General features: G+C 70.4%; 9 protein-coding genes and 1 pseudogene. All 10 read right to left on the bottom strand.

Features of this window, described 5'->3' with window-relative positions:
* Positions 1-903 (bottom strand): hypothetical protein, encoded by a 903-nt coding sequence (locus J8N05_RS18875; protein ID WP_210884266.1) that lies wholly within the window; start codon positions 901-903, stop codon positions 1-3.
* Between the two features lie 2 nt (positions 904-905).
* Complete coding sequence (locus J8N05_RS18870) at positions 906-1,508, bottom strand: SAF domain-containing protein (protein ID WP_210884264.1); 603 nt, start codon at positions 1,506-1,508, stop codon at positions 906-908.
* Between the two features lie 137 nt (positions 1,509-1,645).
* Entirely contained in the window at positions 1,646-2,584 is a 939-nt protein-coding gene (locus J8N05_RS47345; protein ID WP_247706328.1) for an ATP/GTP-binding protein, read from the bottom strand.
* Positions 2,530-2,991, bottom strand: a complete 462-nt coding sequence (locus J8N05_RS18860; protein ID WP_210884263.1) for a hypothetical protein — start codon at positions 2,989-2,991, stop codon at positions 2,530-2,532. The genes J8N05_RS47345 and J8N05_RS18860 overlap by 55 nt, the downstream gene beginning before the upstream one ends.
* Positions 2,992-3,790: 799 nt before the next feature.
* Positions 3,791-4,339, bottom strand: a pseudogene (locus J8N05_RS18855) (hypothetical protein); the annotation flags it as partial.
* Between the two features lie 97 nt (positions 4,340-4,436).
* Positions 4,437-5,246 (bottom strand): hypothetical protein, encoded by an 810-nt coding sequence (locus tag J8N05_RS18850; RefSeq protein ID WP_210884262.1) that lies wholly within the window; start codon positions 5,244-5,246, stop codon positions 4,437-4,439.
* A gap of 379 nt (positions 5,247-5,625) precedes the next feature.
* On the bottom strand, positions 5,626-8,247 hold the full coding sequence (locus J8N05_RS18845; RefSeq protein WP_210884260.1) for an ATP/GTP-binding protein: 2,622 nt from the start codon (positions 8,245-8,247) through the stop codon (positions 5,626-5,628).
* A complete protein-coding gene (locus J8N05_RS18840) occupies positions 8,223-8,873 on the bottom strand; it encodes a hypothetical protein (protein WP_210884259.1) in 651 nt (216 codons plus the stop codon). Before J8N05_RS18840 ends, J8N05_RS18845 begins: the two co-directional genes overlap by 25 nt.
* The gene (locus tag J8N05_RS18835) at positions 8,870-9,979 is read right to left on the bottom strand and encodes a C40 family peptidase (RefSeq protein WP_247706327.1); all 1,110 of its coding nucleotides are present in this window, start codon (positions 9,977-9,979) and stop codon (positions 8,870-8,872) included. The genes J8N05_RS18840 and J8N05_RS18835 overlap by 4 nt, the downstream gene beginning before the upstream one ends.
* Positions 9,980-10,017: 38 nt before the next feature.
* Positions 10,018-12,741, bottom strand: a complete 2,724-nt coding sequence (locus J8N05_RS18830) for a hypothetical protein (RefSeq protein WP_210884257.1) — start codon at positions 12,739-12,741, stop codon at positions 10,018-10,020.
* Between the last annotated feature and the right edge of the window lie 140 nt (positions 12,742-12,881).

Here is a 12,881-nt window from a genome sequence, read left to right as displayed (position 1 = left end):
TCAGTCATGTCGCACCGCCCGCTGTCCGAGCTGGTGGACGATCTGCTGCACTGCTGGGTTGGCCGCCTGCACCTGCCGCATCTGCAGGTGCAGGCGCCGCCGGTCGGCGTACTCCCGCAGCGGCTCCATGGCGTCCCGGGCGGCGCGCATCAGTCTCGAACGGGTCACTCCCCGCGGTATCCGTCCGCCGGTGCGCAGCCAGGCGGCGGCCGCCTCGTCCCACGGCAGAGCCGCCAGCACCGGCGCCTCCAGGCCCCGGGTGACATCGCCGGGCCGGTAGCCCTCGCCGAGTACGAGCAGCCCCAGGGCCCGGGCGCTGGTTCCCTGCGCGGCGAGGTCGTCCTGCAGCGCGCGCACCATCGGATGGGCGAGCGCCTGGGACGCCTCGGTCGTGCGGACCACCAGCAGCACCAGATCGGCTTCCCGCAGCACGGGTGCAGGGGTCAGGACCGGGTGCAGGTGGCCGCCGTCGAGCACGATCCGCCCGCCGTCGACCAGGACGTCCCAGCCCAACTGCTGGTCTGTCAGCTGCAGGACGTTGAGCAGAGTCGGCCAGGTCGAGGTCAAGGAGGCGGCCTGCCGGGGATCGGTCAAGCCGGGCAGCGCCGTCCGGTAGTCGCTGTCGTCCAGCGGCCACAGGTGCTGCGCGACGTGCGGGGCGAAGTCCTGCTCGGCGCTGGCGCGTTCCCAGTCGGCCTGCGGCAGGCGGTGCAAGCCGATGGTCCCGTCCAGGCGTTCGCCATGTTCCCCGCGGGTCACGTCGCGCAGGAGCCCGTGGCGCAGGGATCCGCCGGCCATGTCGAGCTCGGCGAACAGCACCGGCCTGCGGCTGGCCAGGGCCAGGGCCGCCGCCGACGTCGTCGCGCCGTCCGACTTCGCGGACACCAAAACGATCAGAGTCACAGTCAGCTTCCACTCTGCCGGGGCTGCCGTACGAGCGCGATCTGCTTGGCCGCCGCATTCGTCGCCAGCAGGGGACCGTCCGCGGGCGCCACCGCCAGGTTGACGACCAGGGCGCCGGTCGAGTCCGGGGTGCCGACCGACTTCACCGTCGCGTCGATCGTGTCCGGGGCTTCGCTCCCCGTGACCCCAGATCCCGTAGATCCCGTGTCCGTTCCCTGGGCGGGAAGGACTACGGCGGCTACCTTGTCGCCCGGCCGCAGCTCGTCGCGCGGCACGAAGCCCCGCTTGAGTTCGACGCCGACCACCTGATCGGTGTCTCCCAGCCCGCCGCGCACCCGCAGTTGCTTGCGGGTGAACAGCTCACCGGGGTGCAGGTCAACTGCTGCGCGCTGGCCTACGACCGAGGCGCGCTGGGTGGCGGGGATCGGAGACAAGCCGGGATCGTCCGCGAACGACACGACCTTCACGTCCCGTGCGGTGACCTGCTGGCCGACCGGGACATCCCGCGCGACGGCGAGGACATCGACCCGGTTTCCGGCTCGTGCCACGACGACCGCACCACCGAGCGCGCCGATCAGCGTCACCAGCATCAGCAGAACGGGCACCGACCACCTGCGGCCTGATCGCTTCTTCGTGCCAGTGCTGACGGGCAGGTCGGGTGGCCGCTGTGCGTCATGACGCGGCGCGAAAGCGGTCCGAGTGCTGTCCATCATGGCTGCGGCCCTTCGATAGCGTGCGACGTCTACGAATTGACGGCCTGCGACTCGACGATGGCCACCGTCACCGAGGAGGTGCGGATCTCGGTCAGCTGGCCGCTCGCGCCGCCGCCCTGCCAGTCGATGACCCAGGTCGACGTCGCAGTGACCGTGTACGTGCCACCGGATGTGTCGGCCGACGGCCGGGTGTAGACGTGTCCGCAGTCCGGCGAAGCCTTCAGGCCATACGACGTCCGGTAGACCGTGCCAGGACCTGTGCAGGTGACCGAGGAGCCGTCACCCATCGCCCACACGACCCTCGCCACCTTCGCCGTTGCGGTCACGGTGACCCTGCCGGCCGAAGCGCTCGCCGTGTTCGGCCCCCAGGTCGTCTGCGACTCGTCCACGGCCATCCACACCGGCATGCCCACGAGGCCCGTGCCGCCAGGTCTGGGACTGATGTCGATGTCCGGTCCCTGGAGCAGCATCTTGTCGACGGCCTGCTGGGCCAGGACACGGGGATCCATGGCGGGCGCGGGGGCGGCGGCCGCCCAGAAGGTGTCGAACGCTGCCATGCTGAGCCCGCCGACAGCCTGGGATCCGGAGGCGGCCACCGGGCAGATGCGCGTGTACACGCCGCCGTCGCCCGGCTGGTGTCCCTGCCACAGCACGCTGTTCGTCGGTGGCTGAGGCACCAGCCTCTGCACCGAGCACGGCGGCGGCACGGCCTTCGAGGCTCTCGTGTGGCCCGGCTGGCTGGATGCGGCGGAGGAGCCCGCGTGCTGGGTTGCGTCGTTGGCGCACACGGACACCCAGGTGTCCGTGTGCTTACGGCACACACCGCCGCCGTCGGGCGGCGCGGCGAAGACCGGAGGGGCCGGCACCCCGACGGCGAACAGACCGGCAGACCCGAGCAGGGCAGCAGCCCTGATCAGCCAGTGGCGCACTCCTGCTGCTGCTGCGGCGTTGCGCTGAGGATCTTCCACTGCTTCCCCCACTTCTCCGCTGTTACGTCAGTCCGGTAGTGATCGATGTGCCCAGTGGGCGTTGGCACTTCCCTGCAGGTGCTGCGGTACAGCCGCTTCCAGGCAGAGATGTCGAGACAGTCCGTGAGGGCCGCCGAGGGAACCCTGGCCTGCAGATTCAGCCGAGTTACGCGGACGTCGCTGCGAGGAGCCCCGGCTGCGACGACGCCGATGTCCCTCATCGTCTGCAGGTCGCCTTCGACCCGGGCCAAGGCCTCACCCACGGCGTACTTCGGCAGGGCAGTTCCCCTGATGGTGCCGGTCCTGTAGGCCTTGACCTGTTCGGCCCAGTAGTGGCGATAGGCATCCAGGAGGGCCTTCTCCTCGACGGCTTTCGCGTCGGTCGGTGAAGGGGAGTGCGACGGCACGGTGTTCGGCGCCCAGGTGGATGGTTGGGACGGCGAGCCGTCCGTGCTGTTGCCGGACAGACTGCACGCAGTGAGGCAACTGCCCGCGAGGGCCAGCACACGGACACGGTGCCACGTGTGAATGGGGCGTCTCCGCTGATGACGTTGCTCGCGTGCCACGATGGCCCCCTACGGCAGCTTTGCCGCCGGCTGTGATCCGTCCGCCGGGTAAACGGCGAGGATGTCGGATCGAACGGGTTCAACAGGCCCGCTGTGCCTGTGTAGTTCGAGGCTAGGGAACCCACGCTCGGCATCCCAGCAGAGACAGCGAACCAAATGGCCAATAGCGACATATACTGGGGCGTCTGTGAGATGGTAAATCGGCAAGCCGATATAGACACTCCTGGTCGCCTCGAAAGGTGTGGCGCAGGCCACAAATGAGTGGGTAGCTCAGCGTGAGGACCACAGATTGAGCACGCCGCCCCCTCCCGGCTGAACGCCCAGCGAACGCCGCGCTCCCTCGCACTGGACCTGCCCGAGTCCGTCCAGCGCTTCGGACCTCAGACCATGGGCATCAGCCTGATGGTTCAGCGGTCGAGCCTCGGCGACAGGCGCCCGTCCTCGCCAAGTTCCCTGCCACGCCCGGCCCTTCGGTGGTCGTGCTGCCTGCGGTGCTGCGGATGTTCGTGCCGACACACCTGTACCGAGGCGGTGAGGCGGCCCGTGCACCTCGGCCGAAGCCGGCGCGCCCCAGCCGGACTCGACGGTGGGGCGGCGCCAGGCCGCCCCACCGGCCCCCCGCTGCCCGATCGGCTCGCTCTGCGCCGAAGCGGGCGCCCGTGGCGGGCGCCGAGAGGTCGCCGGCGCCGAACGCGAGGGACGACGTGACCGTGAGGCCGGTCGCCGTGCCGTTCAGCACCCAGACCGCGCCGTTCTCGGCAGTGGAGCCGGCCGCGAAATCCAGATGGCCGTCGCCCTTGACGTCCAGGAGCGCGCTGCTCACGCCGAACTGGTCGTCGTTCTCGGCGTCTCCGGGTACCCCGGCGGTGTCCTGGTGGAAGGTTTGCGTGCCAGCGTCCGTGCCACCGGAGGCGCTGCCGGGGGCCAGGGTGACGGACCCGGCATCGGTGATGTCGCCGATGTCCTCGCCCGGGATGCCGAGCGCGATGTCGCCGAAGCTCTCACCGTTGACGTCTGCCATCGAGACCCTGGAGCCGATCCCGTCGCCCTTCTCCTCCACGCCGGGGAAGCCGGGCAGGTCCTGGTCGAAGGTCTGTACGCGCTCCGTGGACAGGCCAGGGGCCGACCCGAACGCGATCTGGACCCTGTCGCCGTTCCAGTGGTTGCCCACCACGACGTCGTCGAACCCAGTGGCTGCGAGGGCTTCGGTCCTTGTACCTCAACGGCTGTCGTGGCGGGCCTGCTCCTGAGACGCTGCCGCTGCCGGGTCGTGAGCCCCGGCTTGGCTACTTCCGGAGAGTGAAGTATTCCTTGACGGGGAGGGTGATTCTGAAGACCATCCCGTACGTGCGGCGCAGCTCGGACACGCTGGTAGAAGTCGGCTCGTTGAGGCACCGTCGTTCCGGCGGATCATGAGGGGGGCACGGCCTTGGTTCCTCGATGAGCTGAGACGTTTGCCCGCCGCGTATCTGGTCCCAGCTGACCTCGATGGTGCCTGCACTGAACAGCCCGGTCGGTTCGCCGGTACCTGGCCCTTGAGGGTCGCCTGTTTTGCCGCGGTAGTACTCGACGACTGTGCGCGCGTACTGGAAGTCGTGGTTGAAAGGGATGGGGGGTCCTGTGCGGTCTCCTGCGGTAAGGATTCCGTCTATGGTGTCCGCCATGCTTTGGGGGTCTGCACCGAAGTAGGCCGTGACGGACATTATGCAGCGGATCTTGTACTGGTCGTCACCTGTGTGAAAGAACCACTCTTTCGCTTTCCCGCCGACGCACACATCCTCCAGAACAACGAGCCCTAGCGTGAGCGGCGTATCACTGTCCCAGACGGCGATGGTATTTCGGGTCGCCAACTCGGCCTCCTGGCGTGCCTTCACTGCTTCTGGGCTGCCAGCCAGTCTGTGTACGGTCTTTGCACTGGTCGCGCGCCCGCACGCTGCGAGGACGAGCACCACGATGATTGTGAGAGGTAAGCAGATCACGCGGCGTAGCCGGGACCTGTGCCGGTGCCGTGGAACCCGAGACCCGGTCCATGTCGAAGTGGCAGAAACCAGGAGCGCGGCCAGGAGAAGGATCACGATCCAGAGGGTGGTGGTCATGGCGTCCATCGTTCGCTACCTGTGCGGACGGCTTCTATCCGTACAGGTACTTAATGAACTTCGCGGCGAAGGAGAATCCGACACCGGCGGTAACAGCGTCTCCAGACCGCCGCGTGGCCCAGGCAGCAGGGCCGAGCACTCTTCTCTCACCTGGAACAGCGCAAGCCGCGGCGCACCATTTCGTGAGGGACTGTAAGCCCGCCGGCAATTCCAGGTCTGTCTGGACGACGGCGGATGTCTCTCCTAGGCATCGTGGTACGGCGAGAGTAGTGACGCCTCGGGGATACGCCCTGTCTGGTGTCCGTGTGCATGGGGCGGGTTGAATGTCACATTCGAGGGGTTTGGGAATATTAGGCATAGCGTGTGAGTTTTTGGGTTGTTATTCGTATTGTTTCGTCGCCGAGGGGCCGGTTCCGGTGGGGGTGAGGTCGGTGAGGAGGGTGGTGACGCGGTCGAGCTGAGCGGTGGCGCTGGCGGTGAGCTCATTGAGGGGGAGGGCCCCGGCGCGTGCGCGGGCGGCTTGTTCCAGTGCGGGGACGTCCTGCGGGCGGGCGTAGTCGGCGAAGACGTCGTCGAGATGGGGCCCGCTCAGTTGGACGGGGCCGATGCGATGTCCGTGGACGCTCATGGACACGTAGTGCTCGAAGCGCTCCATGGTGGCGATCCGGTGAGGGCTGGGGTCATCGCCCCATTCGGCGGTGACGGGTGCGATCGCGGACATCGAGCCGGCGGTGGTAGCCAGCGTGGACGCGTTCTGCACCAGCGACAGCCGGACCGGTGTGGGCAGGCGGGCCAGCAACTGCGTCATGCCGTGGACGTGGCACCGGTACTTGCGGAAGTCCTCGAACATCGCGGCGATGGTCTCCGGGGCCGCGCCGGTCAGTGTGATCAGTTCGTCGAAGTAGGGGCGGAACGGTACTCGCCGCTCTTGTGGGGTGTCGCGTCGTGAGCGTGCGGCGCGGAGCAGGTCGCGGGCGAGGAGTGCGGTCACGAGCCGGTCGGTGGGCCCGTTGCCGCCGGGGCACAGCCACACGATCTTTCGGGTGTCCATGGCTGTGCGGATGTTGTAGGCGCCGGTGGGCTGGCCGAGGAAGGCCCGGGTGACGGGGTTGGCGGCGAGGCGGGCGATCGGGTTGAGGACCACGGCGAACGCGTCGGGCGGCAGGGTCGGGAACACCGCCTGCCACCAGGACCGCGTCTCCGCATCCAACTGCTCTGCCACCGCGGCGAGCGCAGCGTGGCGGAAGGCGGCGGAGGTGAGCAGGGCCCGGACATGGAAGAGCGTGGCCTGGTCCTCGGGCCGGCCGGCCCGGCAGGCCGCCTCGTTGACAGTGACGAGGACGGTGAGTGCGGCGGTGAGGATGGTGAGTGCGCGGGGGGCTGTGGCGTCGTCCCAGGCCAGTACGGAGGCGTAGGCGTCGGCGACGGCTTCGACGACCTCGTGCGCTCTCTGCCCGTGGTGCATGCCGAGCGGATTCCACGAACTCAACCGCGGGTGGGGGCCAAGGGCGTTGAGGTCGAACAGTGCGATCCGTTCCATCAGATCCTCGTGGGCCAGGAACGGGGCGGCCCGGGGCCAGGAGTCGCGGTGCGGGTCGACGAAGACCAGTCCTCCGCCGGCGTGTGCCCAGCCGATCGCCTGCGCGAGGGCGCGTTCGGTTTTGCCGCCGCCCGCTTTGCCGACGGCGACCTCGAAGAGGGTTTCCTCGGCGTAGGTGGCGACCAGCCGTGGTCTGCCGTCCGGGCCGCGGTAGAGGCCCTGCAGCAGCAGCGCGGGATCCCCGAACGTGAAGGCGGGCAGGTCCCCGGCGAACATGGGCATACGGCAGTGCACGGTCGGGGGCTTGAGCAGACCGGTGATCTCTTCCAGCCTGACCCAGTTCGCGCGGGGCGGCTGGCAGTGCCCCAGATCCCAGCGGCGTTCGAAACCGCGCCGGGTGGGCCAGTGGTCCGCGCCGATCCGCCACGGTCCGATCCGCCATCCGCGCATGGCCCACCGGGAGCGGCCGCCGAACACGTCGAGAGCGGCCTGGAGTTGGGCGAGCCGGGCCTGGGCGCGGCCGGCGATGTTTGAGGCGCACATGACGAGGAGCTGGACGCGGACCAGGTGGTCGTTCTCGGCGAGTTTACCCAGGGCTTCGGCCGGTTCCACCCGGCGGGGCACCGGAGGCATCACCAGCCGTCGTCCGGACCGCGCGCCGGGCGTGCCACTGAGGAGCTGCTGCAGGTGCCAGCCCATCGAGTCTTCGACGCCGCTGGCGTCCTGGCGCAGCCAGCGTGCGGCCCGCTGGGCCTCCCGGCGTTCGGTGCGGCGCGCGGCGCCCATCAGCTGCAGGCGGCGCGCCCGCAGTACCAGTTTCGGGGCGCGCTGGATGTCGAGCCGGAGTTCGGCGAGGTCGCCGAGTTCGGCACGCAGGTCGGCCACGGCGTCGACGAGCGGCTGGAGCGGATCAGGGGCCAGGGGGACGTCGCGCAGCGGAGCGGTGGTCTTGCCGCGGAGGATGAACTCCGCCCGCACCACATGCTCACGCGGCTTGTCGGTGATGGGCCGGGCGCGGTGGACGGTGACGTCCGGCCCGAACGGGGTGATGGACAGCAGCCGTTCACCGCCGGCCGGGCCCTCGATGCGGTAGCGCAGCGGGTGGGAGCCGTCGGCGCGCAGCCGGATCTGGACGGTCTTCGTCCGGCGGGGCGCCGACCAGGGCACGGAGGTGGACGCCCGGGCGAGCTGCACGCCGCGGCGGAAGATCTCCTCCAGACCTGGGTCGAAGTGGCGGCTGGAGCGCAGTTCCAGGGCCATCCGCTGGGCCGAGGCCCGGGCGGCGAGATGACGCACCAGCATCTCGCCCCCGCCCCAGCACACGCAGAGGGCGAGTGCGGGCAGGTACCAGTGGTCGTAGAGCCAGTCGGCAGTCTTGGCCAGGCTGGTGACCAGGCCGAGTACTTCACCGCTCAGCGGTTCGATGGCACGGTCCGTCAGGTTGGGGGCAGCGGAGTCCACGTCGGTGATCCCTTCGTCATGGTGCGGGTGAAGTGCCAGTCGGTGATGCGCAGGTCGGTGAAGGTGCCGCCGCGGTCCGTGCCCGCCCACACCAGGTGCACTACCGCCCTGTCGCGGCTGCCATTGGAACGTGCGATGGCGGCCTGGATGCGGAAGCGGGCGGTGGCGAACGCCGGGGCCACCGCCCTACCCGAGCGGCCGGGGAAGACGAGGGGCCACCGCGAACGGCCGACGCCGGTGGCGTCCGCACGCAGCAGTTCACGGCCGGCGGCCAGCAACTCCCGTTCGTCGTGGACGGGAAGGCCGGCGGGCCAGGCCGTCTCCAGCGACCGCTGGACGACCCGGTCGCCGGCCACCCCCTCGCCAAGCAGCGGCAGCGCCGGCTCCCGCACCCGCGGCGCCGATCCGGTGGGAGCAGTGGGAGCCACGGAGCGAGCACGCCCGTCGGCCGTCTTGTCGGCGGCGGGTGCAGCAGTCGCTGATGACCGCTTCGCGGTCGCGGCCGACGACGGCTCGGATGCCGATGGGTGCGGGCCGTGCGGCAGGCCCAGCAGGGCGACGCCCAGGGCGGCGAGCACGAGTGAGCTCACCAGCAGCAGGCGCGGTGATGGTGGTGTGGTGGTCACAGCAGCCGCGCTCCGCCCGCGTAGCCGGGCATGGCACGGACCGCGTCGAGGCGCACGACGGTCCCCGGGCGGGCGGCGTTGATCATCTGTCCGCTGCCCAGGTAGATCCCGACGTGGTAGATCGTCTGATCGCGTCCGGGAGCGGTGGCGTAGAAGACGAGGTCCCCGGGCCTGAGCGCACCGGTGCCGCGGCCGGCGGGTATCCGCCGGCCGACTCCTGCCTGGGCGGCCGCGGTGCGCGGCAGGCGGACACCGGCTTTCGCGTACGCGTACTGGGTCAGGCCCGAGCAGTCGAAGCCCTCGATGTGCGCGCCGCTCTTCCCGCTCGGCGAGCAGCAGATGCCGGTCGACTTGCCTGCGGTGTTGCCGCCGCCCCACGCGTAGGGGACACCCCGCTGGGCGAGTGCCGCCTCGATGACAGTGCGGACCTTCCCCGACACGTTCTTCAGGTCCGGATCGTGGGCGGCCGCGGTGTACTGACCGATCCAGCCCAGCACGTTCGAGACGTAGGCGCTGGAGTGGTTGTACTGCAGCAGGGCGGCTGTGAGCTGGGCACGCCTGGTCAGGTCCCGGCCCTGGCCGCATAGGTAGACCGCGGCGCCGAGAGCGGCATCGTCGGCGTTGTGCGGATCGGCCACCTTGTCGCCGCCTGCGTCCTTTCCGACAGCCTCCCAGGTGGAGGGCAGGAACTGGAACGGGCCGACCGCACGCTCACCCGCGGCGGTGCCGTCCCAAGTGCCGCCGTCGGTGTCCGGCACGACGGCGGTGTTCCCGCCCTGCCCGGAGCCGTTGAGGAGCACCCCGTAGATCTTCGGGCGGATGTCGCCGCTTGCGGCGATGCTCCGACCCACCGCGTGGTTCGACTCGACCTTGGCGACGCCGGCCAGGACCGGCCAGCGTAAGCCCTGGCACGCCGGCACGTAGGTTCCGGCCTGCCGGACGGCCTTCTTGTACGCGCTCAGCATCCGGTCGGGGATGTCCGCGGCACTGCCGCCCTCAGCGATCCCCGCGTCACCCCGACCACCCGTCGTCAGCGCCAGGTATGCACTGATCGCGTTCCCTGCCGGTACGGCACAGCACACGGCCGCGAACCCCAACAGCAGCACCACACACCCGTATCGCGCGATACGGCGCCGGGCCCGCCTCACTCGTCCTCACCACCGTCGTCATCGCCGCGCTGGCGCTGTTCCCGTTGCTGGCGCGCCCGCTCGGCGTCGGGCGAGGTCCGCCGCAGCAGCTCCTGGAACCGGTCCAGCGCGCGGGCACGGGTGCTGCTGCTCGCGCCCTTGCCCCCGGGGAAGAGGGGCCGCGAACGGGCCGGTGGTGGGCTGGCCACAGGCGGGGCCGCGCTGGCTTGCGGGGACGCCGGCCTCCCACGTCCGGGAGAACTGGACGACCCGGCCGGCCGCGGGGCGGGTGCCGGAGGAGCCGGCAGGCGTCGGGTGGTGAAGGGACCGGGTCCGCCCCGGTCGTTGGTGTGGTCCCGCAACGTATGGGCGACGTGACGTCCGGTGTCGGCCCAGGCCCGGCTGTCTTCGCGGACGGTGTTCGCCCACACCCGTACCTGCTGGCGGGCGTCCTGGGAGTACCGCGAGCCGGTTGCGCGGGCCTGCTGTACATGGGGCGGCAGACCGACCGTCGCCCCGTACGCGGTGCGGCCTGCGCGGTGCACAATCCGGTAGCCGCGGAACCGGACCAGCCGGTTGTGGGCGCGGGTGGACAGCAGGGTGCGGTCGCTGTGCTGGTCGTGCAGCACCTGACCGGTGGTGCGGTCGACGACCTCGCCGTCCTCGTTGCGGTACCGGTCCGGCGGGCCCTGAGGCCGCAGCGGCCCTGTGCCGCCGGAACCGGCGCCGCCAGCCGGTGGGCCGCCCGCCCCCGGATCTCCGTCGGCGGTGGGCTTGCGCCACTTGGCCAACTGCTCGGTGTCGGGCCGACGGCCGATCAGCAGCCCGTACGCGCCCTTCCCGCCGAGCCGTACCCCCAGCCCGCCTACTGCCGCGGCCGCGGTGAGCGGGGCCAGCCCGCGCCCGGCCTCGGCAGTGGCATCGGCGAGCATGCTGCCGGTGTCCACGGGCAGGCCCGCCCCGTCACTCAGAGCACCGAGAGCCCCCATCAGCCGATGCCGGGTGCCGAGCATCCCGTACCGGCCCCCACCGGCACCGACACCGATGAGGGGGCGCAGCCCGCGGTAGCCGGCCATCGCGGTGGGGGAGTTCATGGCGAGGGCGGCGCCGAGTTCGGAGGTGTCGCCGGGCAGGTGGGTGCCGCCGACCGTGGCGTAGCGCATCCGCATCGCCATGCGCCGCCCGAAGGAGGCGATGCCGGTGAGCAGGCGTCGGTGGCCGGCCGCGCCCGCGATGGCCAGCACGTCGATCATCAGGATCCGCTCGACCATCAGGTCGGGTCCGTCGGTGATGGTGGCGTCCACGGCGATACCGAAAGCCGGGATGAACGCGCACACACCGACGAGCGCGAGGACCGAGACCCCCCACAGCGACAGCCACTTCCACACCGACTGCCGGGCGGGCCCGGGCAGCATGCCTGCGACGAAGACGACGCCCCCCGCAGCCGCGGCCGCGGCGCAGATGCCTTGGATGCCCAGCAGGACGATCGCCGAGGACAGGAGCATGCCGCAGATGAACAGGGCAGCGACCAGCAGCAAGGCCGCACCGCCCACCCGCCACCAGGTAGGCTTCTCGGCATAGGCGGCAGCCGCCTTGCCGACCGGCCCGGCCCGGCTGAGATCGGCGAGGAAGGACGCGAACTCCCGGTCCTCTTCGGACAGGATCGGACTGACGGAATCCAGCAGCTCACCGCCGGGCGTCAGTTCGGGCAGCCCACGACCGGCGTCGTCCTCTCGCTGACACCACTTCTTGGCCTGCTTCCCGATGACCCAGCGGCAGGGATCGTCGTCGGCCCGCTCACGGCAGTAATCCCTGGCCGGACCGGCCAGCCTGGCGCAGTAGTCCTTCCCTCCGCCCTTCTCGGCGCCGCCCCTGTAGCCGCCGCTGACCCACTTCAGATGGACGGCGTAGGCCTTGGCGTCGGAGGCCTTGGCAGGATCGAGGATGCGGCCGTACTGCAGCAGCATGTACGGCTTGACGATCACCGCGTTGCTGATGGCGTCCTGCAGGGGGCGGGCCACCTCCGTGGAGGAGACGGGGGCCTCGTTCTGCCGCCGTTGGCACTTGGTCTCCTGCATGCCGGCCATGCCGTCGCAGGGGCCGAGGGCGGCGAGCTTGCCGCCCCAGTGGTAGGAGTTGACGCTCTCCTTGGCGACTTCGGCGGCCACCTGCTGGGACTGCCCCAGTGGGCCGTCCTGGGTGAGCAGGTAGTCGGGGCGCACGAACGCGGACGCGGCGAACGCCGCGATCAGCAGCGTCAGGAAGATCTCACCCAGCCCCCGGCCCACCCGCCCCCGCACGATCATGAAACCGGCGAAAACAAATGCCCAGGCCAGCAGGAGCCCTTTCAGCCCGAGCGCGTCGACGACCACCGTGCTGTAGGCATCGGAGACCTTCTGCGCCGGGCGGATCAGGATCTTCAGCAGCGGGAACCTGAAGGCCATCTCGATCGCCCAGCCCGCCAGACCGACCAGCAGGCGGATGAGGGTGAACAGCCCGGACAGCGCGAAGGCGAGGGCCTGGGTCTTGAAGCTGACGATGGAGCCGCCCTCGGCGTTCAGTTCGTAGCCGTTGATCGGCACGCCCTCGGAGGAGGTGATGTTCAGCGGAGCGAGGAAGTCTCCTGTCCCGCTGTCACTGCTGGCCGCGTACACGACCTGGCTGTTCACCAGGACGAATACCCCGGCGAGCAGCACGACGAGGCTGGCCGGGCGGAGGGTGGTGCGGTGGGGGCGGTTCATGTCAGTGCTGCTTTCGCCTGGCACCAGTGTTCCGGCGCCGCGACACCATTAGGGCAGCCAGGCCCGCGCTGGCCGGCATCAGCCGCGACACCGCGCGGGCCGTATCCGGGTCCCGGGTGGGGGGAGTGGGGGAGGTGTCC

The organism is Streptomyces liliiviolaceus, assembly GCF_018070025.1.
GTDB lineage: Bacteria > Actinomycetota > Actinomycetes > Streptomycetales > Streptomycetaceae > Streptomyces > Streptomyces liliiviolaceus.
This window is presented reverse-complemented; position numbering and strand designations above follow the sequence as displayed.

Excerpts from the sequence above, each read along its gene's own strand:
- J8N05_RS18830 (WP_210884257.1), bottom strand. The coding sequence starts at position 12,741 with ATGAACCGCCCCCACCGCACCACCCTCCGCCCGGCCAGCCTCGTCGTG.
- J8N05_RS18850 (WP_210884262.1), bottom strand. The coding sequence starts at position 5,246 with ATGACCACCACCCTCTGGATCGTGATCCTTCTCCTGGCCGCGCTCCTG.